The organism is Actinomadura madurae (assembly GCF_900115095.1).
Taxonomy (GTDB): domain Bacteria; phylum Actinomycetota; class Actinomycetes; order Streptosporangiales; family Streptosporangiaceae; genus Spirillospora; species Spirillospora madurae.
The window spans coordinates 196,439-219,216 of the sequence record NZ_FOVH01000014.1; the positions used below are offsets into that span (position 1 = coordinate 196,439).

The 22,778-nt window shown below is 72.8% G+C and carries 22 protein-coding genes; 14 read left to right on the forward strand and 8 right to left on the reverse strand.

Features of this window, described 5'->3' with window-relative positions; translation table 11 throughout:
• Positions 1–54 precede the first annotated feature (54 nt).
• The gene (locus BM339_RS33290; RefSeq protein ID WP_075023422.1) at positions 55–924 is read left to right on the forward strand and encodes an MHYT domain-containing protein; all 870 of its coding nucleotides are present in this window, start codon (positions 55–57) and stop codon (positions 922–924) included.
• A 188-nt stretch (positions 925–1,112) separates the two neighbouring features.
• Positions 1,113–2,042 carry an IclR family transcriptional regulator gene (locus BM339_RS33295; protein WP_033331862.1) on the forward strand — a complete coding sequence of 310 codons (930 nt, stop codon included), beginning with the start codon at positions 1,113–1,115 and terminating at the stop codon, positions 2,040–2,042.
• A gap of 36 nt (positions 2,043–2,078) precedes the next feature.
• On the opposite strand, the gene BM339_RS33300 is transcribed toward BM339_RS33295, so the two are convergent.
• Positions 2,079–2,669 carry a flavin reductase family protein gene (locus BM339_RS33300; RefSeq protein WP_021596907.1) on the reverse strand — a complete coding sequence of 197 codons (591 nt, stop codon included), beginning with the start codon at positions 2,667–2,669 and terminating at the stop codon, positions 2,079–2,081.
• 285 nt (positions 2,670–2,954) lie between these two features.
• Between BM339_RS33300 and BM339_RS33305 the strand changes: the two genes are divergently transcribed.
• Genes BM339_RS33305 through BM339_RS33345 form a run of 9 tightly spaced genes read left to right on the forward strand, consistent with a single transcriptional unit; the run spans position 2,955 to position 13,143 of the window.
• Positions 2,955–3,824 carry an alpha/beta fold hydrolase gene (locus BM339_RS33305; RefSeq protein WP_021596908.1) on the forward strand — a complete coding sequence of 290 codons (870 nt, stop codon included), beginning with the start codon at positions 2,955–2,957 and terminating at the stop codon, positions 3,822–3,824.
• Between the two features lie 2 nt (positions 3,825–3,826).
• Positions 3,827–5,593 carry an FAD-binding protein gene (locus tag BM339_RS33310; protein WP_083598263.1) on the forward strand — a complete coding sequence of 589 codons (1,767 nt, stop codon included), beginning with the start codon at positions 3,827–3,829 and terminating at the stop codon, positions 5,591–5,593.
• 5 nt (positions 5,594–5,598) lie between these two features.
• Positions 5,599–6,618 carry a ferredoxin--NADP reductase gene (locus BM339_RS33315; RefSeq protein WP_075023423.1) on the forward strand — a complete coding sequence of 340 codons (1,020 nt, stop codon included), beginning with the start codon at positions 5,599–5,601 and terminating at the stop codon, positions 6,616–6,618.
• Positions 6,619–6,640: 22 nt separating this feature from the next.
• Positions 6,641–7,825, forward strand: a complete 1,185-nt coding sequence (locus BM339_RS33320; protein WP_021596911.1) for an acyl-CoA dehydrogenase family protein — start codon at positions 6,641–6,643, stop codon at positions 7,823–7,825.
• A gap of 13 nt (positions 7,826–7,838) precedes the next feature.
• Positions 7,839–8,750, forward strand: a complete 912-nt coding sequence (locus BM339_RS33325) for a VOC family protein (protein ID WP_075023424.1) — start codon at positions 7,839–7,841, stop codon at positions 8,748–8,750.
• 5 nt (positions 8,751–8,755) lie between these two features.
• On the forward strand, positions 8,756–10,237 hold the full coding sequence (locus BM339_RS33330) for an FAD-dependent oxidoreductase (RefSeq protein WP_083598266.1): 1,482 nt from the start codon (positions 8,756–8,758) through the stop codon (positions 10,235–10,237).
• Positions 10,234–11,115: an LLM class F420-dependent oxidoreductase gene (locus BM339_RS33335; protein WP_075023426.1), complete on the forward strand. Its 882-nt coding sequence runs from the start codon at positions 10,234–10,236 to the stop codon at positions 11,113–11,115. Before BM339_RS33330 ends, BM339_RS33335 begins: the two co-directional genes overlap by 4 nt.
• Entirely contained in the window at positions 11,112–11,561 is a 450-nt protein-coding gene (locus BM339_RS33340; RefSeq protein ID WP_021596915.1) for a nuclear transport factor 2 family protein, read from the forward strand. The genes BM339_RS33335 and BM339_RS33340 overlap by 4 nt, the downstream gene beginning before the upstream one ends.
• Positions 11,554–13,143: an AMP-binding protein gene (locus tag BM339_RS33345; protein ID WP_256255572.1), complete on the forward strand. Its 1,590-nt coding sequence runs from the start codon at positions 11,554–11,556 to the stop codon at positions 13,141–13,143. Before BM339_RS33340 ends, BM339_RS33345 begins: the two co-directional genes overlap by 8 nt.
• On the opposite strand, the gene BM339_RS33350 is transcribed toward BM339_RS33345, so the two are convergent.
• A complete protein-coding gene (locus BM339_RS33350; RefSeq protein ID WP_075023428.1) occupies positions 13,140–14,036 on the reverse strand; it encodes an MBL fold metallo-hydrolase in 897 nt (298 codons plus the stop codon). The genes BM339_RS33345 and BM339_RS33350 overlap by 4 nt on opposite strands.
• Positions 14,037–14,143: 107 nt before the next feature.
• Here BM339_RS33350 and BM339_RS33355 point away from each other — a divergent pair, with 107 nt between their 5' ends.
• Complete coding sequence (locus BM339_RS33355) at positions 14,144–14,992, forward strand: LysR family transcriptional regulator (RefSeq protein WP_075023429.1); 849 nt, start codon at positions 14,144–14,146, stop codon at positions 14,990–14,992.
• Here BM339_RS33355 and BM339_RS33360 read toward each other — a convergent pair.
• From BM339_RS33360 to BM339_RS33380, 5 genes are all read right to left on the reverse strand, one after another.
• On the reverse strand, positions 14,989–15,909 hold the full coding sequence (locus BM339_RS33360) for an NADP-dependent oxidoreductase (RefSeq protein ID WP_075023500.1): 921 nt from the start codon (positions 15,907–15,909) through the stop codon (positions 14,989–14,991). The two genes, BM339_RS33355 and BM339_RS33360, sit on opposite strands and share 4 nt — an antisense overlap.
• Positions 15,910–16,270: 361 nt before the next feature.
• Complete coding sequence (locus tag BM339_RS33365) at positions 16,271–17,164, reverse strand: hypothetical protein (protein ID WP_075023430.1); 894 nt, start codon at positions 17,162–17,164, stop codon at positions 16,271–16,273.
• The gene (locus BM339_RS33370) at positions 17,161–17,700 is read right to left on the reverse strand and encodes an RNA polymerase sigma factor (RefSeq protein ID WP_075023431.1); all 540 of its coding nucleotides are present in this window, start codon (positions 17,698–17,700) and stop codon (positions 17,161–17,163) included. Before BM339_RS33370 ends, BM339_RS33365 begins: the two co-directional genes overlap by 4 nt.
• A 256-nt stretch (positions 17,701–17,956) precedes the next feature.
• Positions 17,957–18,193, reverse strand: coding sequence for a hypothetical protein (locus BM339_RS33375; RefSeq protein WP_021593394.1), 237 nt, complete (start codon positions 18,191–18,193; stop codon positions 17,957–17,959).
• Positions 18,190–19,350, reverse strand: a complete 1,161-nt coding sequence (locus tag BM339_RS33380; protein WP_021593395.1) for a 3-ketosteroid-9-alpha-monooxygenase, oxygenase component — start codon at positions 19,348–19,350, stop codon at positions 18,190–18,192. Before BM339_RS33380 ends, BM339_RS33375 begins: the two co-directional genes overlap by 4 nt.
• A gap of 142 nt (positions 19,351–19,492) precedes the next feature.
• Between BM339_RS33380 and hsaA the strand changes: the two genes are divergently transcribed.
• Positions 19,493–20,659, forward strand: a complete 1,167-nt coding sequence (gene hsaA / locus BM339_RS33385; protein ID WP_021593396.1) for a 3-hydroxy-9,10-secoandrosta-1,3,5(10)-triene-9,17-dione monooxygenase oxygenase subunit — start codon at positions 19,493–19,495, stop codon at positions 20,657–20,659.
• Here hsaA and BM339_RS33390 read toward each other — a convergent pair.
• Entirely contained in the window at positions 20,656–21,546 is an 891-nt protein-coding gene (locus BM339_RS33390; protein ID WP_075023432.1) for a LysR family transcriptional regulator, read from the reverse strand. The genes hsaA and BM339_RS33390 overlap by 4 nt on opposite strands.
• A 72-nt stretch (positions 21,547–21,618) precedes the next feature.
• On the opposite strand from BM339_RS33390, the gene BM339_RS33395 reads away from it, so the two are divergent.
• Positions 21,619–22,773, forward strand: coding sequence for a M24 family metallopeptidase (locus BM339_RS33395; RefSeq protein WP_075023433.1), 1,155 nt, complete (start codon positions 21,619–21,621; stop codon positions 22,771–22,773).
• The last annotated feature ends 5 nt before the right edge of the window (positions 22,774–22,778 follow it).

Consider the following 22,778-nt stretch of genomic DNA (forward strand, 5'->3'; position numbering starts at 1 on the left):
TCACCGTCGTTATGATGCGGCGATCACTGGATGGAACGTTCCCGGGGGAGTCTCATGACGGAGGTCCATCACTTCGCCTACGGGCCGCTGACACCGGCGGCCGCCTATGTCATGTCGTTCGTCGGCTCGCTGCTGGGGCTGCTGTGCACGACCCGCGCGCGGGCGTCCGCCGGCGGCTCGCGCGCCTACTGGCTGGCGCTCGCCGCGCTGGCGATCGGGGGCACCGGCATCTGGGTGATGCACTTCATCGCGATGCTCGGCTTCAGCGTCGCGCACACCGAGATCCGCTACGACGTGCCGCTCACCCTGCTGAGCTGCCTCACCGCGATCGCGGTCGTCGCCGTCGGGCTGTTCCTGGTCGGCTTCGGCGGGTCGGGGACGCCAGTGGTGATCGCCGCCGGCCTGATCACCGGGGCCGGCGTGGCGAGCATGCACTACACCGGCATGAAGGCCATGAACATGTCCGCGCACGTGGGCTACCGGCCCGCCCTGGTCGGGCTGTCGGTGGTGATCGCGCTGGTGGCGGCGACCGTCGCGCTGTGGTTCAGCGTCCGGGTCACCGGCATGGCGGCGACCGCCGGCGCGGCGGCGATCATGGGGATCGCGGTGTGCGGCATGCACTACACCGGCATGGCGGCCATGCGGGTCGAGGCGCACCACGGCACCGAGTCGCCCTCCGGGGCGGGGGCGATCGACTTCGTGCTGCCGCTCGTGGTCGGCGTCGGCGTGGTGGCGACGGTCCTGCTGCTCATCATCGCCATGTCGCCGACCGAGGAGGACGCGCGCGCCGAGGCCGAGCTCCGCGAGCGCCTCGCCTCGCGCGGGCGGCCGCAGGGCGCGCCGGACGCGGGCGGGACGCGCGACGCCGTCCCCGAGCCCCCGTCCCGCTCCGCCGGCGAATGGTTCGGCGGCGGCCGTCCATGACGCGGCGGGGCGTGCCCGCCCCGTGAGTAGGAACACGTTCTATCACCGCACACGGCCCGACCTGGGACGCGGCACGGACCGCCGGATCTCCGGCTGACCTGGACTTACGGCACCCCTTCCGTCTGGACCAAGCGATTGCTACATTCCTGGTAACAAGAATTCATTTCAGTCATGTTCCAGGAGGTGCGATGACCGAGGCCCTGACGCCGGAGGCAGCGACGCCGGAGACCATGACGGCCGGGCCGGCGCGCCGCGAGTCGCCGCCGTCGATGATCGAGCGGATGACCCTGATCCTCGACGCGTTCAACGGCCCGACCGCGCGGCTCACCCTGGAGGACGTGGCCCGCCGCACCCGGCTGCCGCGCTCGACCGCGCACCGGATCCTGGACCAGCTGGTGAAGCAGCGCTGGCTCGCGCACCACTCGTTCGGCTACGGGCTCGGCCAGCGCGCCCTCGGCCTCGGCGGCCAGGACGGCGGGCACGGCAAGATCCGCGAGGCCGCAGCGCCGCTGCTGCACGAGCTGCAGGTCACCACCGGACTCGTCGCGCACCTGGCCGTCCTGGACGGCGCCGAGGTGTTCTATCTGGACAAGCTCGGCGGGCGCCTGGCCGCCTCCGTCCCGTCGCGGGTGGGCGGGCGCGCCCCGGCGCACTGCACGGCGCTCGGCAAGGCGATGCTGGCCTGGCTGGAGCCCGAGCGGGTGGACGCGCTGCTGTCCGCCGGGATCAGCCGGTTCACCAGCCGCACCATCGGGGAGCTGGGCACGCTCCACCAAGAGCTGCACCGGGTCCGGCAGCGCCGCGGCCTGGCGTTCGAGCGCGGCGAGTCCTACCCGGGGATCTCCTGCGTGGCCGCGGCCGTCCGCGGCGCGGAGGGGCCGGTCGCGGGGATCTCGCTGGCCGGCGACATCCGCGCGCCGCTGGAGAACGTGGCGCCGCTGGTGGTGACCGCCGCGCGGGAGGCGTCCCAGATCCTGTTCCCCGGCTCGGCGCCGGGCGCCCGCGCGGGCGCCCGCGGCCGCCGGCGCGGCGGCTCCCCGGCGGGCGAGGAGGCGTCCTGGTCGCCGGAGACGATGAACCGGCTGCTCGCGGTGGACGGCCGTGGCGACTGGATGTGAGGGGCGACTGGATGTGACGGGCGACCGGAGGTGACCTCAGCCCCAGCCCCAGCGGTCGCCGATGCCCCAGGGGTCGGGGGCGATGGGCGCGTCCGGCTCGCCGACCCCGAACCTGCTGCGGAAGAACACCATCGGCCGCCGCCAGACGCCGTCCACCACCTCGTGCCGCTCCACCGCGAGCACGCGGCCGATCACCACCTCGTGGTCGCCCGCCTCGTGCACGTCGTGCACCACGGCGTGCACCGCGAGCAGCACGTCCGGCAGCGTCGGGGCGCCCCACCGCGACACCTGCCAGTCCAGGCCCTCGAACTTGGCGCCGCGGCTCGATCCGAAGCGCTCGCACAGGTCGCGCTGCTCCTCGGCGAGCACGTTCACGCAGAACCGCCCCGCCGACCGGATCCGCGGCCACGACCGGCCGCGCTTGTCGGCGCAGAACAGGATCAGCGGCGGTTCGAGCGACACCGACGCGAACGACTGGCAGGCGAAGCCGACCGGTTCGCCGTCGTCGACCGCGGTGACCACGGTGACGCCGGTGGCGAACTCCGCCATGGCCTTCCGGAAGTCCACCGGCTCCGGCGCGGCCGTGGCGGCCTCGGGGGCGGACGTGAGCGCTGGCTCGGCTGGCATCTGGTCACCTCGGGGCTGCGAACGGTTAGGGCGTCATATCAAATATGCGACATGTCCAATAGGTGGGGCGAGCGCGGGGCCGGCCAAGGAGCGGCCGGTGAGCCCCGAACGTAGGCACGTCCCGCGCCGGCCACGCGCCCGCGTCCCGATGAGTGGAAGCGGGCGCCGCGGCGGGCCGCCGGGGCCGCGCCGCACAGCACGTCCCGCTGATCGGGATCCATCGCGTGACCGTGCCGCCCCGCCGATTACGTTCCGGACAAGCCACCGTCGAAGGACTGGGAGATCATGCCTGCGGAGCTGACCTACGAGTCGACGTTGCGCGAGCTCGCCACCGACCAGGGCGTCCTGCGCTACCACGAGGCGGGTGAGGGCCCGCCGCTGCTCCTGCTGCACGGGTCCGGTCCCGGCGTGACGGGCTGGCGGAACTACCGCGGCAACCTCGCCCGCTTCGCCGAGCACTTCCGGTGCCTGGTCCTGGAGTTCCCGGGCTTCGGGGTGAGCGACCCGACCGGCGAGCACCCGATGATGGCCGCGGGCGGCGCGGTCGTCCGGTTCCTGGACGGCCTCGGCCTCGGCCAGGTGGACGTGATCGGCAACTCGATGGGCGGCATCATCGCGACGCAGGTGGCGCTGCGGCACCCGGACCGCGTCGGGCGGCTGGTCACCATCGGCGGGATCGGGACCAACCTGTTCAGCCCGGCGCCCGGCGAGGGCATCCGGCTGCTGGCCGAGTTCACCGACAACCCGACCCGCGAGGGCCTGGTCCGGTGGCTGAACTCGATGGTCTTCGACCCGCGGACGGTCACCGAGGAGATGGTCGAGGAGCGCTGGCGGCAGGCCACCGACCCCGACACGCTCGCCTCCGCCCGCCGCATGTACGGGTCGAAGGCGATGGCGGCCCGCGCGAAGGCGATGGCCGCGTCCGGCGAGCCGCCGTACTGGGCGATGCTGCACAGGCTCAAGGCGAAGACCCTCATCACCTGGGGACGGGACGACCGGGTCAGCCCCGTCGACATGGTCCTCGTGCCGATGCGGACGATCCCGGACGTCCAGGTGACCATCTTCCCGAACTGCGGGCACTGGGTGATGATCGAGGCGAAGTCCGCCTGGGAGAGCGCCGTGCTGGCGTTCCTGACCCGGAAGGACGACCTCTAAGAATGAGCGAAGCGAACCGGGGGGAGCGGGGGGTCGTCCCCCCGCAAGAGACACTGAGCGAAGCGAACCGGGGGGAGCGGGGGGTCGTCCCCCCGCAAGAGGCACTGAGTGAGTGGGACCACGAGTACGACCTGGTGATCGTCGGAAGCGGCGGCGGCGGCATGACGGCCGCGCTGACCGCGCACGACGAGGGGCTGAGCGCGCTGGTCGTCGAGAAGGGCAAGAAGTTCGGCGGCTCCACCGCGCTGTCCGGCGGCGGCATCTGGATCCCGAACAACCCGACGCTGAAGGCGCGCGGCCACGACGACAGCCGCGAGTCGGTCCGCCGCTACCTGGACCTGCTCACCGAGGGCCGCGTGGCCGCGGCGCGGCTCGACGCCTACGTCGACAACGGCCCCGCCGCCATGGAGCTCATCGGCAAGAGCAAATGGGTGAGGTTCTTCTGGACGAAGGGCTACGCCGACTACCACCCCGAGCTGGAGGGCGGGCGGCCGCTCGGCCGGTCCGTCGAGGCCAGGCCGTTCGACACCCGCAAGCTCGGCGAGGACGAGAAGTACCAGCGGCCGAACAACATGAAGGGCCCCCTCGGCCTGTGGGTCACGGCGAAGGACTACCACGACCTCGCGATGGCCAAGCGCACGTGGGCGGGACGGCGCGCGTCGCTGGTGGCGGCGTGGCGTGTCTCGTCCAACATGGTCCGGCGCCGGCACATGGCGACCGGCGGGCGCGCCCTCGTCGCCCGGCTCCGGATGGCGCTGAAGGACGCCGGCATCCCGCTCTGGCTGCGGACCGCGATGACCGAGCTGGTCACCGAGGACGGCCGCGTCACCGGCATCGTCGCCGCGAAGCGCGACGGCACGACCCTGCGCATCCGGGCCCGCAAGGGCGTCCTGCTCGCCACCGGCGGTTTCGACCACAACCAGGAGATGCGCGACAAGTACCTCCCCAAGGGCGGCCAGGAGGACTTCGCGATGGGCGCCCGCGAGAACACCGGCGACGGCATCCGCGCGGGCGAGCGCCTCGGAGCGGCGCTGGACCTGATGGACGACGCGTGGTGGATGCCCGCCGTCCGGCACCCGGCCGGCGCGACGATCCCGCTGGTGTCCGAGCGCGCGATCCCGCGGCAGGTCATCGTGTCGCACGACGGGACGCGGTTCACCAACGAGGCGGCGCCGTACGTCAACTTCGTCCACGACCAGCTGGAGGGCGGGCACGTCCCGGCGTGGTTCGTGATGGACGCCAAGGCCCGCGCCCGCTACCCGTTCGCGCAGATCCTCCCCGGCGCCCCGATCCCGAAGGCGTTCTACGACAAGGGCATCGCCTTCAAGGCGGACACGCTCGCCGAGCTCGCCGGGAAGATCGGCGTCCCCGCGGACGCGCTGGCCGAGACCGTCGAGACGTTCAACGGGTACGCCCGCGCGGGCAAGGACCCCGACTTCGGTCGCGGTGACTCCGCCTACGACCGCTACTACGGCGACCCGAACCTGAAGAACCCGAACCTGGACGTCCTGGAAACCGCGCCGTACTACGCGTTCCGGCTGGAGGTCGGCGACCTCGGCACCAAGGGCGGCCTCGTCAGCGACGAGCACGCCCGCGTCCTGCGCGAGGACGGGACGGTCATCGAGGGCCTGTACGTGACGGGGAACTCCTCGTCGTCGGTGATGGGCAACGAGTACGCGGGACCGGGCGCGACGATCGGCCCGTCCATCGTGTTCGGCTACATCGCGGCCCGGCACGCCGCGGGCGCGCCCACCGGGAAGGCCACCTGACGGTCATGACGGCACTCAAGGCGCGGGTGGTGGAGGTCGTCCACGAGACGGCCGACGCGCACTCGCTCGTCCTCGAACCCGCCGAGGGCGACCGGGACCGGTTCACCTACCGCCCCGGGCAGTTCCTCACCGTCCGGGTCCCGGCCGAGGACGGCTGGGTCGCGCGCTGCTACTCGCTGTGCAGCTCGCCGCTCACCGACGACCGGCTGAAGGTGACGGTGAAGCGGGTCGCGGACGGTCTCGGGTCCAACTGGATCTGCGACAACGTCACGGCGGGCGACGTGCTGGAGGTGCTGCGCCCGGCGGGCACGTTCACCCCGCCCTCGCTGGACGACGACCTGCTGCTCGTCGCGGGCGGCAGCGGCATCACGCCGGTCATGTCGATCCTCAAGTCGTGCCTGGCCGGCGGCACCGCGCGGGTCGCGCTCCTGTACGCCAACCGGGACGAGCGGTCGGTCATCTTCGCCGCCGAGCTGCGGGAGCTGACCGAGCGGTACCCCGAGCGGCTCACGGTCGTCCACCTGCTGGAGTCGGTGCAGGGGCTCCCGACGGCCGCGGCCGTCCGGTCCCTGGCCGGCCCGTACGCGGGCCGCCCCGTCTTCGTGTGCGGGCCCGAGGTCTTCATGGACCTGGTCACCGAGACGCTCGCCGGGCTCGGCGCGCGGGTGCACGCCGAGCGCTTCTTCTCGCTGGAGGGCGACCCGTTCGAGAACCCGGAGGCCTCCGAGGAGGCGCCCGACGACGGCGACGCGGGCGAGATCGAGGTCGAGATGGACGGCGAGACGCGGACCGTCCCCTGGCCGAGGTCCGAACGGCTCCTCGACGCGCTGCTGCGCGCGGGCGTCGACGCCCCCTTCTCCTGCCGCGAGGGCAACTGCTCGGCGTGCGCCTGCGTGAAGCTGGAGGGCGAGGTCACCCTCGACGCCAACTCGGTCCTCGACGAGCGGGATCTCGCCGACGGCCTCATCCTCGCCTGTCAGGCGAGGCCGGTCACCGACCGGCTGAAGATCACCTACGACGGCTGACGACACATACGGGAGACAGGCGATGGCGAACCGCGTGCTCGACACGATCATGGAGAGGGCGGAGCAGATCCGCGAGCTCGGCCCCGCCAACGAGGCCCTCGGCAGGCTCGACGACAAGGCCGCGCAGATCCTGAAGGACGCGGGCGTGATCCGGCTGCTCCAGCCGGAGGCGCACGGCGGCCTGGAGGTGCACCCCCGGGAGTTCGCCGAGACGGTCATGGGCATCGCCGCCCTGGACGGCTCCACCGGCTGGATCGCCGGCATCGTCGGCGTCCACCCGTGGGAGCTGGCCTACGCCGACCCGAAGGTCCGCGAGGAGATCTGGGGCGAGGACCCCGACACGTGGATCGCGTCCCCGTACGCGCCGATGGGCATCGCCCGGCCGGTCGACGGCGGGTACGTGTTCAACGGCCGCTGGCAGTTCTCCTCCGGCACCGACCACTGCGACTGGATCTTCCTCGGCGGGATGCTCGGCGACGACGAGGGCAAGATGGCGATGCCGCCCCGCTCGCTGCACCTCATCCTGCCGCGCTCGGACTACGAGATCGTCGAGGACTCCTGGGACGTCGCCGGGCTGAAGGGCACCGGCAGCAAGGACATCATCGTCCGGGACGCGTTCGTCCCCGCGTACCGGACGCTGGAGTACACCAAGGTCGTGGACGGCTCCGCGCCGCGCGAGGCCGGGCTGACCAACCCGTCCTACCTGATGCCGTTCTCCTGCGTGTTCCCGCTCGGCATCTCCGCCGCGGTGATCGGCATCGCCGAGGGAGCGCTGCACCACCACCTGGAGTACCAGCGCAACCGCGTCCAGATCACCGGCACCAAGATCAAGGACGACCCGTACGTGCTGTACGCGATCAGCGAGGCCGCCGAGGAGATCAAGGCGTCCCGCACCGCGCTGCTCGACAACTGCTCGCGGATGTACGACATGGTCGCCTCCGGGCACGTGCCGACGTTCGCCGAGCGCGCCGCCGGCCGCCGCACGCAGGTCCGCGCGGCGTGGCGGGCGGTGCAGGCGATGAACGAGATCGTCGTCCGGTCCGGCGGGAACGCGATGCGGACGGACAACCCGATCCAGCGGTTCTGGCGGGACGCGCACGTCGGGCTGGCGCACGCCATCCACGTCCCGGGCTCGGTTTACCACGTCTCCGCCTTGACGGACCTGGACATCGAGCCCCCGCAGGGCCCGATGCGCTCGATGATCTAAGGGAGTGAGAGGAATGACGCAGATCCGAGGGCTGGGCTATCTCAGGGTCCAGACCCGGCACATCGACCGCTGGCGCGAATTCGCCCTCGACGGGCTCGGGTTCGCCGAGGGGACCGGCCCCGACCCGGACGGGCTGTACCTGCGCATGGACGAGCGGCGGTCGCGCCTGCAACTGCTGCCCGGGGACGACGACCGGGTGCTGGCCGTCGGCTGGGAGGTGCGCGACCAGTACGCGCTCGCCTCCGTCCGCGAGGCCGTCGAGAAGGCCGGGACGGCCGTCACGGCGCTGAAGCCGAAGGAGGCCGCCGAGCGCGACGCCGAGGAGGTGATCGCGTTCACCGACCCGGGCGGGACGCCCGTCGAGGTGTTCTTCGGCCCGGTGCTCGACCACAGCCCCCTGCGCACCGGCTTCGCGCAGAAGTTCGTCACCGGCGCCATGGGCATGGGCCACGTCGTCCTGCCGACCCCGAACTTCGCCGAGACCACCGCGTTCTACAACGAGGTCCTCGGGTTCCTGCCGCGCGGCGCGATGAAGGTCGGCGGCAGCCCGGTCCGGATCCGGTTCATGGGCGTCAACCAGCGCCACCACAGCGCGGCCATCTGCCCGGCCCCGCACGACGGCGCGCCCGGCCTCGTCCACCTGATGGTGGAGGTCGACTCGCTGGACGCGGTCGGCATCGCGTTGGACGCCGTCACGGCGAAGGGGTTCTCGATCTCCTCCACGCTCGGCCGGCACACCAACGACAAGATGGTGTCGTTCTACGTCCGGGCGCCCGGCGGCTGGGACATCGAGTACGGCTGCGAGGGGCTGCTCGTGGACGAGGCCTACTACACCGCCGAAGAGATCACCAAGGACAGCTACTGGGGCCACGACTGGTCCGGCTCCGAGCCGCTGGCCGCGTTCACGCCGCGGAAGAAGGGCTGACGCCGGTGGCGAGGCCTTCGGTGGAACCGGTCCCCGCCGCCGAGGTGGACGTCGACCACGAGTGCGACGTGCTGGTGGTCGGCTTCGGGGCCGCCGGCGCGGCGGCGGCGTACGAGGCCGCGGCGGCGGGCGCGGACGTCCTCGTCCTGGAGCGGTCGAGCGGCCCTGGCGGAACGTCCGCGCAGTCGGGCGGGGAGCTGTACCTCGGCGGCGGCACGCGGGTGCAGAAGGCGTGCGGCTTCGACGACACGCCGGACGACATGTTCGCCTTCCTCAAGGCGGCGCTCGGCCCGCACGCCGACGAGGAGAAGCTGCGCCTGTACTGCGACGGGAGCGTCGAGCACTTCGAGTGGTTCCGCGCGCGCGGCGTCCCGTTCAAGGAGAGCCTGTTCGACGCGCCGGGCTGGATGCCGCACACCGACGACGGCCTGATGTGGCTCGGCGAGAACGCCTGGCCGTACAACACGATCGCCCGGCCCGCGCCGCGCGGGCACCGCCCGGAGACGCCGATGTTCGCCGGCGGGATCCTGATGGAGAAGCTGATCGCGGCCGTCGCCGAGGCGGGCGCCGCCACCCACCGGGACACCTACGCCACCAACCTCGTCGTGGACGGTGACGGCCGCGTGGCCGGGGTCGTCGCGCGCGCGTTCTCCGAGCGGGTCGCCTACCGGGCGCGCAGGGGCGTCGTCCTCACCTCCGGCGGGTTCGTCGACGACGAGGAGATGCTCGCCGACCACGCGCCGGTGCTGCTCGGGCACGACAAGGTCAGCGACGGCACCAGCGACGGGTCCGGCATCCGGATGGCGGCCGCGCTCGGCGCCGCGACCCGCCGGATGGCGACGGTGGAGATCGCGCTCACCGCCAACCCCGCCGTCGTCTGCCGGGGCATGCTCGTGGACGGCCTCGGCCGCCGGTTCATCAACGAGGACGTCTACCCGGGCCTGTTCAGCCACCGGGCCGTCCAGCACCAGCCCGGCCCCTACTGGGCGATCATCGACGAGGCCGGGTACGACGAGATCGCCGAAGCGGACATGTGGGGCGTCCACCCCAAGCACGCGGCGGAGACGATCGCGGAGCTGGAGGAGTCCCTCGGCCTGCCGTCCGGTTCGCTGGAGCAGACGGTCGAGACCTACAACCGGTACGCCGAGAAGGGCGAGGACCCCTACTTCCACAAGGACGCCAAGTGGCTGCGTCCGCTGAAGGGGCCGTTCGCCGCGATCGACCCGCGCGACGGGTTCTTCGGCGCGGGCAGGCACGGCGCCGGAACGGGAGCCGGCGGGTTCACCCTCGGCGGCCTGGACACCACCGTGGACGGCGAGGTCCGCGACCTCTCCGGTGAGCCGATCCCCGGCCTGTACGCGGCGGGGCGCACGGCTTCCGGCATCCACGGCGAGGGCTACGTCAGCGGGACGTCCCTCGGCGACGGCACGTTCTTCGGCCGCCGCGCCGGGCGCGCCGCCGCCGCGCGGCTCAAGGGGAGCGGGTGAGGTACGCGGTCCTGCTCCCCGTCGCGGCCGGCGTCACCGCCGATCCCGCGTGGATCGGCGAGTACGCCCGGCACGCCGAGGCCTGCGGGTTCGAGTCGGTCGGCGCGGTGGAGCACGCGGTGGTGGCGAGCGGCTACACCAGCGTCTACCCCTACGACCCGTCCGGGAGGATGGCGCTGCCGGACGACCTGGACATCCCCGACCCGCTGGACCTGCTGGCGTTCCTCGCCGGCCGGACCGCGCGGATCGGGCTCGCCACGGGCGTCCTCGTCCTGCCGGACCACCACCCGGTGGTGCTGGCGAAGCGGCTCGCGACGGTCGACGCGCTGTCGGGCGGGCGGCTGCGGCTCGTCGTCGGCATGGGCTGGATGCGGGAGGAGATCGAGGCGTGCGGCGCGGAGTTCGCCTCGCGCGGCCGGCGCGGCGACGAGCAGATCCACGTGCTGCGCGCGCTGTGGGCCGACACCGCGCCTGACGGAGCGACCCACGAGGGGGAGTTCTTCCAGTTCACCGGGGCGATGAGCTACCCGAAGCCCGTCCAGCGGGGCGGGATCCCGATCCACGTGGGCGGGCACACGAAGGCCGCCGCCCGCCGCGCCGGCCGGTACGGCGACGGCTTCCAGCCGCTCGGGGTGGCGGGGGAGGAGCTCAAGGCCCTGGTCGCGCTGATGCGCGAGGAGGCCGAGAGCAACGGCCGTGACCCGGACGCGCTCGAACTCACCCTCGGGCACTCGCTGCGGGCGGTCACGCCGGAGAAGGCGGCGAAGCTCGCCGCTCTGGGCGCGGACCGGCTCGTCCTGAGCGGCCGGCCGACGAAGGACCTGAACGAGGCCAGGGACGAGCTGTCGGCCTGCGCCGAGCGCCTGGGACTGCCATGACGCTGGACGTCGCAGACCGGCTGGCCCTGGGCGACCTGGTCGCCCGGTACGCGCTGCACGCCGACCGCCGCGAGATCGGCGCGATGGCGGGCCTGTTCGCCGAGGACGCGGTGCTCGTCCTGCCCGACGCCCCCGCCGACCTCGACCCGGTGCGCGCCTTCACCGGACGCGCGGAGATAGAGGACACGCTGGCGGTGCTGAACGGCATACCGGTCACCTTCCACGCGCTCGTGGGGCAGGTGTTCGACACAGGGCCCGAGCCGGGCACCGCCACCGGGGAGATCGCCTGCGTCGCCCACCACCTGACCGGCGCGTCGGACCTCGTCTGGCACTGCCGCTACACCGACGCCTACCGGCTCGACGCCGGGACCTGGCGTTTCGCCCGCCGCGAGCAGCGGATCGACTCGATCGAGACACGTCCCGTCCGGAGGTGGCGCGGTGACTGAGAGGACGGCCGTGCTGGGCGACGACCGGCCGGCGCGCGAGGCCGCGTTCGCCGAGCTGGTCGCGGCGCGCGGTGACGACGACCGCACGGGCCTGTGCTTCGAGGACCGGTCCTGGACGTGGCGCGAGGTCGTGGAGGAGTCCCGGCGCCGCGCCTCCCTCGTCCGCGATCTGGACGGGCACGTGGGCCTGTTCCTGGAGAACGGCCCGGAGCACCTGTTCTGGCTGCTGGGCGCGGCGCTCGCCGGAGTCCCGGTCGTCGAGCTGAACCCGACACGGCGGGGTGCGGAGCTGGCCCGCGACATCACCCACACCGGCTGCGCCCTGCTGGTCACCGAGACCTCCCGCGCGCCCCTCCTGGAAGACCTCACCGACGTCCCGTCCCTGAACGTCGACGACCTCGCGTACACCGAGCGCGTGTCGGCGCCGCCGGCCGCGATCTCCCCGGTCGCCCCGGAGACGATCTTCTCCCTGGTGTTCACCTCGGGCACCACCTCCGCGCCCAAGGCGGTGATCTGCACGCAGGGCAGGCTGGGCCGGATCGCCGTCCAGCAGCGCGACCGGCGCGGCCTCACCCGCGACGACGTGTTCTATGTCGTGATGCCGATGTTCCACTCGAACGCCCTGATGGCCGGGATCGCCCCCGCAGTCGCCACGGGCGGGCGCGTCGTCCTGCGCCGCAAGTTCTCGGCCTCGGGCTTCCTGCCGGACGTCCGCCGCTTCGGCGTCACGTTCTTCAACTACGTCGGCAGGCCGCTCAGCTACATCCTGGCCACCCCAGAGAAACCGTCCGACGCCGACAACACTCTCCGCATCGCCTTCGGCAACGAGGCGAACGAGCGCGACATCGCCGAGTTCGCCCGCCGCTTCGGCTGCACGGTCATCGACTCCTACGGGTCGAGCGAGGGCGAGATCCGGCTCAACCGCGTCCCCGGCACGCCGCCCGGGTCCCTGGGCGTCGCCGAGGCCGGCACCATCGTGGTCGACCCCGCGACCCTCCGGGAGTGCCCGCGCGCCGAGTTCGACGCCGACGGCGTGCTCCTCAACGCCGACGAGGCCATCGGCGAGATCGTCGACACGATGGGCGCCGCCAAGTTCGAGGGCTACTACAACAACCCCGAGGCGACGGCCCGGCGCGTCCGGGACGGCTGGACCTGGTCGGGCGACCTCGCCTACCGCGACGCGGCCGGCTACTGGTACTTCGCCGGCCGCGACGACGACTGGCTGCGCGTGGACGGTGAGAACATCGCGGCGGCCCCGGTCGAACGCCTCCTGTCCCGCTTCGAGGCGTTCTCGGACGTCGCCGTCTACGCCGTCCCGGACGAGCACGTCGGCGACCAGGTGATGGCGGCCGTGTCCCTGGCACCGGACCACACCTTCGACCCCCCGGCCTTCACGGCGTTTCTGGCGGCGCAACCGGACCTGGGCACGAAGTGGACGCCCCGCTACGTCCGCATCGTCGAGGAACTACCCCGCACCCCGACCAACAAGGTTCTCAAACGCTCCCTGCGCGCCGAAGCCCTCAACACCCGAGACCCCCTGTACGAACACCACAACGGCACCTACGAACACGTGCCGCGCTAGGAGTGCGGGTGCTCGGCGCATAGGCAGGCAACGCCCTTCTCTATCCAATCCCGGCCCTCCCACTCGGGGTGCCGATCGAGCATGAGGGCCCTGACCTCCTCGATGATGGTCTCCTCGCTCATCGCGGAGTCGCGGCGGACCCAGGTCTCGTCACGGAGGAGGCGCAGGTAGTCGCGGACGTCGGCCAGCAGCCGCGGGCCGCCGATGTGGCCGTGGCCGGGGACCACCGTCCGGGGCCTTGCGGCGGCCAGCCGCTCCATCACCGCGATCCAGCGGACGCCGGACACGTCGGTGTCGTGCGGCGGGAACCACGGGAAGATCGCGAACTGGCCGGACTCCACCAGGTCGCCGGTGAACATCACCCCGGCGTCCGGCACGGTGACGACCTGGTCTCCCCTGCTGTGCGCCCGGCCGGCGGCGCGCAGCTCCACGCGACGTCCGCCGAGGTCGAGGTCGTAGGAATCCCGGTAGACGACGTCCGGGGCGACCACCTCGACGCCCTCCAGGCGCCGGGCGACGGTTTCGGCGAGCCCCGTGAACATGCCGAGGTAGCCGGCGCCCTTCGTGGCGAGATCGTCGGCCTGCGCCTCGTTGGCCAGGTACATGGCCTCCTCGCCGAACACGTGGGCGCCGAACGCGTGCTCGGGGTGGAAGTGCGTCGTGGTCAGATACAGCTTGCGGCCGCCGGCGTGGTCGGCGGCGAACTTGAGGACGGCCTCGGCGTTGTCCGTGCCCAATCCGGTCTCGACGACCAGGACGGAATGCGTCCCCCCGATGACGCCGATGTTGGGCACCAGCGGGACGCGCCGGTTCGGGATGACGAGGAGGTCGCGGTCGATCTCCTCCGCTCCGGTGACCTGCACGGCGGGGTCGGGCAGCACGTATTCGGCCATGACGGACTCCTCAGAAGGCGACGCCCCGTCCACCTCATCGCGGACGGTGCCGGGGCGTCCAACACCGATCCGGCACCCCCGATACCACGCGGGTATCATCGCCGCTGATGGACCTACGTGCGCTGCGCTACTTCGTGGCCGTGGCAGAGGAGCGGCATTACGGACGCGCCGCCGCCCGCCTGCACATGACCCAGCCGCCGCTGAGCCGGGCCATCAAGCAGCTGGAGACCGATCTCGGTGCCGTCCTTCTGGAGCGCTCGCCGGCCGGTGTCGCGCTCACCGCGGCGGGGACCGTCCTCTACGGCGAGGCGCGCACGCTGCTGGAGCGGGCGGAACGGGCGCGTGCGCGGGTCGCCGCCGCGACCGGCGGCGCCGCCCTGACCATCGGCACGCTCGCCGACAGCGTCCAGCAAGGCGGTACCGGGCTCGTCGCCGCGTTCCGCCGGCGTCACCCGGAGGTGCGCGTCCGCATCCGCGAGGCCGACTTCGCCGATCCGACCGCCGGACTGCGGGGCGGCCTGGCCGACATCGCGTTCACCCGGGCGCCGTTCGACGAGAGCGGCGTCAGTACCCGCGTGCTGCGCACCGACCCCGTCGGGGTGGTCCTGCGCACCGATGACCCGCTCGCCCACCGGGAGGCCCTCCGCCTGGACGATCTGGAGGGCCGCCGATGGTTCCGGCTGCCCGAGGGGACCGATCCCGTCTGGCGTGCCTACTGGACGCCCGCCGGCGATCTCCAGGAGGGGCCGGTGGTCCGCACCGCCCACGAGTGCCTTCAGGCCGTCCTGTGGAACGGGACGATCGGGCTGATGCCGCTCACCCATCCGTCGCCCGAGGGGCTCACGGTCGTCCCCCTGGACGACATGCCGCCCAGCCGCCTCGTCGTCGCCTGGAACAGCGCCGACACCGACCCGCTCATCCGCTCGTTCGCCGGAATCGCCGCGGCGGAGTACTAGAGCGCGCCGTCCATCAGAAGGACGACCTTGCCGCGGCCGTGGCCGGTCGCGACCTCGCGGTGGGCGTCGGCGGCGCGGTCGAGCGGGAAGGCTCCGCGCACGTGGATGCGCAGCCGCCCCTCGTCGTAGAACCGGGCGGCCTCGGCGACGCGGGCGGCCGAGCGCCGGTCGGGCGTGATCCGGATGCCCAGCTCGGCGGCGCGGCCGTGCTCGACGAGCGTGATGATCCGGCTCCGGTCCTTGACCAGACTCAGGGACACGTCCAGGGCGTGGCCGCCGGCGCCGTCGAGGGCGGCGTCGACGCCGCCCGGCGCGAGGGCGCGCACGCGCTCCTCCAGACCGTCGCCGTAGGCGACGGGGGTCGCGCCGATCGACCGCACGTACTCGTGGTTGGCTTCGCTCGCCGTGCCGATGACCGAGGCCCCGGCGATGCGGGCGAGCTGGACGGCGACCGTCCCGACCGCGCCCGCCGCCGCGTGCACGAGCAGCGTGTCGCCGGGACCGACGCCCATCTCCTCCAGCGCGATGTGCGGGGTCATCACGGCGGCGGGGAAACCGCCCGCCACGTCCCACGGCATGCTCGCGGGTTTGGCGGCCAGCGCCCCGGCGGGGACGACGACGTACTCGGCGTAGGCGTTGAGCCGGCAGTTGCCGACCACCTCGTCGCCGGCCCGCACCCCGGTCACCTCCGCGCCGACCTGGTCGACCACCCCGGCGAACTCGTTGCCGGGCACGCGCGGGAAGCCCTCCGGCGTCCCCGGCGGCCTCCACCCCTCCCGCACGGCCAGATCGAACGGCTGCACCCCGGCCGCCCGCACCCGCACCCGCACCTCCCCAGGCCCGGCCTCGGGCACCGGCAGGTCAAGGATGCTCAGCACGTCCGGCCCTCCTGGCTCGGTGAACCCCGCAACCCGCATGCCGTCCCCCTTCATCGTCGATCAAGTGGAACGCTAGAACCTCAACCAATCTTGAGGTCAACCCCCTGCCGCCGCCACAGCGGAGAACCCCGGACGTCCAGGCCACCGGCCGAACACACCCGCTCGGTGTGCATCCGCAACGAAGCGGCGCAAGCGGGCCGAGCCTGGATCACCTACCGAACGGCCTGACGATCGACCGTTCCCACGCCACCTGCGGTCGACCGGTATTGCGTCGATCGACCGCAGGTGGTCGAGATCGCCTTCGCTGACCGTGGCTCTCCAGCGATCCGGGCGAGCTTCACGGCGGCCGACCAACGGGCAGCGCGTCACCTGGCCCGGGTGCGGGACGAGGCGGCGGCCCTCACCCGGCTGGATCGGGCTTCGGGTCGGATTTCGCCGGGGTGATCAGGAGGCCGATCGAGTTCGAGCTGCGCACCCAGGCGCCGGTGACCCGGCGTCCGGCGTCCGGCTGCCACCCGGCGGGCGCGTTCCGCATGTAGCCCGAGCCGTCCGCCTTGAACTCACCGAGCGAGAAGGACGCCGTGAGGCCGCGGCGGCGCAGGTCCGCCAGCGCCTCGCCGACGGTGCGGCCGGTGAGGCGGAGGCTCTCCGGGTGGTCGCCGCGCGCCGGCGTGGCGTCCGCGTAGACCTCGCCCGGACGGGCCTTGCGGCCGATGACGACCTCGCCGCCCTCATGCCGGAAGAGCGCACCGCCGAGCCGCACCCTGAGCGGGCATGTGTCACGGCCGGGCGGGCAGTCCAGGACCATGGTGAAGGTGCCGCGCACGCCTCCCGGCGAGACGGGGCCGCCGCCGGAATCGGGCAGCGAACCGACTCTGATGATCTCGCGTTCGCGAGCCGGGGACACCGGCACGATGCTCAGCCGGGCGTTGAGCCCCACCTTGGCGAACGCCTCACGGAACTCCTCCTGGCCGGCGTAGGCGTCCTTGATCTCCACCTCGTACCCGTCGCCCTCCACGTCGATCCGCACGGCGGCGTTGGCGTAGCTGCGCAGGGGCCCGGAGTCCTGACCGGACAGGACGACGACGGTCGCCGTGGCGGCACCCGCCAGCACCGCGCCGCCGATCGCGACGCGGGCCCGGCGGGGGAGGCGGCGGCGCCGCGGCGCCGGGGTCTCCCCGGTGGTGACGTCGGCGAGCAGCGCCCGCCCGGCCGCGCCGGACGGCTCGCTGGTGATCTCGTCCTCGTGCACGGGGTTCAGGCTCGCCACGAGTTCGTCGATCGGGGACGTCATGTCAGCTCACTCCTCTGCAGGACGGGCCGGGACTGCGCGGCGGCCTCGAAACGGTCGATGCCCGCGGCCCGCAGGGCGCGCGCGAAGCGCCGCCGGGCGCGGTACAGCCGGATGCTCGCCGCGTTGCGGGAGCAGCCGAGCACCGTGGCGATCTGGGCGACGGACAGGCCCTCCCAGGCGACCAGGGCGAGAAGCTCGCGGTCGCGGTCCGGCAGGGCGCGGAAGACGTCGCTCACCGGAGAGGCGTCTTGTGCCGGCGCGGCCGCGCGCAGTTCGGCGCGCAGCGCCGCCGTCTTCCGTGAGTGGCGCAGAACGCCGCGCCGGTGGTTGGCGAGGACGCGGCGGGCCACCCCGTACAGCCACAGCCGGGCCTCGTCGCCCGCCGGCATGTCGGCGACGCGCCGCCAGGCGGTCGCGAACGTCTCGGCGACGACGTCGGCGGCGTCCTCGGGGGTGTCGCAGCGGCGCAGCGCATACGCGAGCAGTGCCTTGTAGGTCGCGGCGTAGACGGCCGCGAATTCGTCCTCATCCGTCATCGGGGGTCCTCGGCATGTGGCCTCCTGTGGTCGGTGGTCACCTGCTCATGTCGGGGTGCCCCCGAATCTTTCACCTCCGCTCAGAGAAGCTCGGGCGGGGCGGCGGCCATCACGCCGTGCCGCGTCCGCCACGATTCCGGCCAGCCGTGCAGGAACAGGTACGGGTGGCCGGACGGGTCTCCCGACTTCGCGACGTGCAGGGAGAGACCCGCGACCGGGACGTGGGCATGGCGAACCGTCTAGTGGGGCCCGGTCGTCACTCCATGACCCTGATGGCGCCGGTCAGGGCCGCCTCCTGGATCGCCGAGCGGAGCGCCGGGCACGTCGCGTGCGGGTCGTCCAGGCCCGTGCACGCGGCCCTGGCCTCGGCGTTCCACTGGATGCTCGTCTGCTCCCAGGTCGACTTGCGCACCAGCACCTCGGCCGCGCAGCGGCGGCACCGGACCGGCAGCAGCGGGCCGTCCAGCAGGCGCTCGTCCTGGCGGACCGTCACGCCGAGGCTCCCTGGGCCTCCCGGCGCGCGAGGTTCTCCTGGACCTCGCGCTCCCACGACTCGACCGGGCGCGTCGTGTCGATCTCGAACTCGAACCGGTCGGTCATCTCCGGCGTGACGTCCGCGACGTCCACGTAGAACTGCCGGTACCAGCGGCGGAGCTGGTAGACCGGGCCGTCCTCCTCGCACAGGAGCGGGTTGTCGATGCGGGCCTTGCGCTTCCAGATCGCGACGTCCTGCTCGAAGCCGGTCAGGATGAACTGCGACAGCTTCTGCGCGCTCGCCTCGGCGGCCTCGGGCGACAGCCTGTCGCTGTGCTGGACGATGATGCCCGAGTGCAGCGAGAACGAGTTCTCGTCGATCGGGTAGTGGCAGTTGATCAGCACGGAGTTCAGGTCATAGCCCTCGTAGTGGTACGTCAGCTCGTCGATCATGAACGAGGGGCCGTGGTAGGACGCGACGGAGGAGTTGCCGAGCATCCGCGGCCCGCCGCCGCCGCTGCTCTCCCGGCGGGCGTCGTCCCGGCTCCGGCCCTTCATGATCTGGGTGGCGGTCTGCCCTTCGAAGATGTTCTTGAAGTACGTCGGGAACGACTGGTGGATGTAGAAGAAGTGCGCCATGTCGACGACGTTGTCGATGATCTCGCGGCAGTTGGTGTGGACGACCTGCTCCGTCCAGCGCCAGTCCGTCCAGTCGTCGCGGGTCGCGCCCTCGATCACCGGGATCGTCACGTCCGCCGGCGGCGGGTTCCCCTCCGGGTCGTTCCAGACGAACAGCAGCTGGTCCTGCTCCATCGTCGGCCACGCGGCGGTCCGGGCGCGCAGCGGGACGCGGCGCGCGTACGGGATCCGCTTGCACCGCCCGTCGCCGCCCCAGCGCCAGTCATGGAACGGGCACGCGATCTCGTTGCCCTTGACGGTGCCGTCGGACAGGTCGCCGCCCATGTGCCGGCAGTAGGCGTCCAGGACGTTCGTCGTGCCGTCCTCGCCGGTGAAGACCACGAGCTTCTGCCCGAACGCGTCGACCGTGTGGGGCTTGCCGTCCCGGTACTTCTCGGCCAGGCCGAGGCAGTGCCATCCCCGGGCGAAACGGCGGGTGATCGCCTCCGCCTCGATGGCGCGGACGGCGTCCGACTCGGTAGCGGTCACGTGGATCATCCCTTCGGCGATACATGGGTGATTCGAACATTAGGTCGCGGTCCACCGGCCCGATCGGCGAGTCCCGGTGGCCGGGACGCGCGTCCTCGCGGCGACGCGCGAGCATGGTCTCCTGCAATGGCCGGAAGAGGGAAGGAACGGGATGAGCAACGAGGTCCTGGACGCCGTGCGCGAGCTGCTGCCCGGTATCGCCGAACGGGCCCGGTCCGTGGACGAGAAGGGCGGCATCCCCGCCGAGACGATCCGCGAGCTGACCGCCGCCGGCGTGTTCCGGATGCTCCAGCCCGTCCGCTACGGCGGCGCCGAGGACGATCCCGTCGCGTTCTACGAGGTCATCCGCGCGATCTCCGGCGCGTGCGGCTCCACCGGCTGGGTCGCGGCGATCCTCGGCGTCCACTCCTGGCACGTCGGCCTCTTCGCCGACGAGGCGCAGCACGAGGTGTGGGGCGCCGGCCCGGACACCCTCGTCGCCTCGTCCTACGCCCCGATCGGCCGGCTCACCCCGGTCGACGGCGGCTACGAGGTGAGCGGGCGCTGGTCGTTCTCGTCCGGCTGCGAGTTCGCGTCCTGGGCGCTGCTCGGCGCGCTCGTCGTCGGCGCGGAGGGCCGTCCGGTCGACTTCATGACGGTGCTCGTCCCGAAGACCGACTACGAGATCCGCGAGGTCTGGGACTCGATGGGCCTGCGCGGCACCGCCAGCGACGACATCGTCGTGGAGCGGGCGTTCGTCCCGGCGCACCGCGCGATGCGCAACTTCGAGCAGGCGCAGCTCCGCAACCCCGGCCGCAAGGTCAACACCGGCCCGCTGTACCGGATGCCGTTCGGCACGATCTTCACCGCCACCGTCACCGCCAGCGTGATCGGGATGGCGGCCGGCTGCCACGACCTGTACGTGGCGCGGATGCGCGACCGGATCCGGCTCAGCCTCGGCGGCGGACGCTTCGTCGAGGACCCGTTCGCGCAGGTCGCCGTCGCCCGCGCCGCGTCCGAGATCGACGCCGCCGTCCTGCAGACCGACCGGAACGTCCGGGAGATCCACGAGTACGCGCTCCGCAACGAGAAGATCCCGATGGAGCTGCGGCTGCGCGCCCGCCGCGACCAGGTCCGCGGCACCGAGCGCGCCATCGAGGCCATCGACATCCTGTTCAAGACCGCCGGCGGCAACTCCCTGCACCGCGGCAACGTCATCGAACGCGCCTGGCGCGACGCCCACGCGGGCAGCGTCCACGTGGCGAACGACGTCGAGCACGCCCTGTCGATGTACGGCCGCGGCGAGTTCGGCCTGAAGGTCGAGGACAACCTCGTCTAGACGGCTTCCGCGGCGCGCTGGAGGGCGGTCGTCACGGCGCCGACGCGCGGGTCGCGGCCGCTGCCGGTGCGGACGGCCATCGAGATCGTCCGGGTCAGCTCCAGGCCGCTCACCCGGGTCAGGTGCACGCGGGACGCGAGCGGCTCGGTGACCAGGCGGGGGAGCAGCGACACGCCCACCCCCGCCTCGACCAGCGACATGATCACCGTGTAGTCGTCGCTGGTGTAGTCGATCCGCGGCTCGAATCCGGCCGCCTGGCAGGCGCGCTCCAGCACGGTGCGCAGTGCCGTGTCGCTGCGCGGCGCGATCCAGGCGCGGTCGCCGAGCTCCGCCAGCGCCGTCGGGCCCTCGGCCGGTGGCAGCGCCGCCAGGAGGGGCTCGCGGAGGAGGGGCCGCACCTCCACGCCCTCGTCGCGGATCCGGGGGAGCAGGTTGTACTCGTAGACCAGCGCCACGTCACAGGCGTGGTGGCGCAGGGCGTCGACCGACTCGTCGGGTTCGGTCTCGTCCAGGACGATCCGAAGGTCGGGGTGCTCCGCCCGGCAGGCGGCGATCGCGGGAGCGGCCAGCGCGACCGCCGCGCTCGGGAACGCGCCGAGCCTGACGGTGCCGCGGACCTCCCCGGTCAGCCCCGCCACCTGCGCCCGCGCCTCCTCCAGCTCGGCCAGGACCCGCTCGGTGTGCGCGACCAGCACGCGCGCCGCCTCGGTCAGGACGACGCGGCGCCCGTCCCGCAGCAGGAGCGGGGTACCGACCTCGCGTTCCAGCAGGCCGAGCTGCTGCGAGACCGCGGACGGCGTGAGATGGCATGCCTGCGCGGCCGCCGCGATGGTGCCGTGCGCCGCGAGCTCGCGGAGCAGCCTCAGCCGCCGCACCTCGTAGACCATGTAGCCACGCTAACGGCGCACATCGGAAAAGCTCGCTGGTCGCGGGACTTCCCGCCGCCCCACACTGGCGCCATGACCGCCGAACTCATCATCGCCGTCCCGCAGGACGAGCACCGGACGCGCACCGGCAGGCTCCGCCAGGTCATGCGGCGCCGGGGCCTGGCCGCGGTGGCGCTGACCAGCCCGGAGAACCTGTACTACCTGCTCGGCCTGGACCACCTGGGCTACTTCGCGTTCACCATGGCCGTCGTCCCGCTCGACGGCCCGCCCGTGCTCGTCGCGCGGCGCATGGAGCGGCACACGCTGACGGCGCAGGTGCCTTCCGCGCGGCAGGCGCTCTACGGGGAGACGCAGGACCCGGCGAAGGCGGCGGCCCGGGTCCTGGCGTCGGTGACGCCGCCCGGCTCGGCGATCGGCGTCGAGGAAGGCTCGATGACGCTGCCGCCCGCCGTCCTGGCCCGCCTCCGCCAGGCGCTGCCCGACCGCACCTACACGGACTGCACGGCCCTTCCCGCCCGGTTGCGGACGGTCAAGTCGGCGTCCGAGATCGACCTCGTCCGCTGGGCCGCCGACATCTCCGGGACGGCGATGCACGCCGCGCTCGACGCCGCCGGAACGGGCGTCAGCGAACGCACCGTCGCCGCCCGCGCCCAGTGGGCGATGACCTCCGCGGGCGGGCACCAGCCGGGCTTCGCGCCCCTCGTCCGCTCCCTTGACCGCCTGGCGCAGGAGCACGTCACCTGGCGGGAGCACCACCTCCGCCACGGCGAAGGCCTGTTCGTGGAGCTGTCGGGCTGCGTCCACCGCTACCACGCCCCGATGAGCCGAACCGTGTACTGCGGCGAGGCACCCCCGGACGCGGCCGAGGCCGCGTCGGCGGCCCATGCCGGGCTGGAAGCGGCCCGCGCGGCGTTGGTGCCGGGCAACCTCACCGGCGACGTCTACGCGGCCTGGGCCAGCACAGTGGCCGCGGCCACCGGACGGCGCCCGCGCCGCCACCACTGCGGCTACCTCACCGGCATCGGCTTCCCGCCGAGCTGGGTCGGCGGCGCGTCCGTCCCCGGCATCCGGGCGGGCGGCCGCACCCGGATCCGGGAGGGCATGGTCTTCCACCTCATGTCGTGGATCGACCGCCCCGGCCACGTCGTCTCGGACACGGCCCTCGTCGAAGCCAATGGCGCCGTCCTGCTCACCGACGCACCTCGCTCGCTGATCGTCCGTCCCTAGGAGAC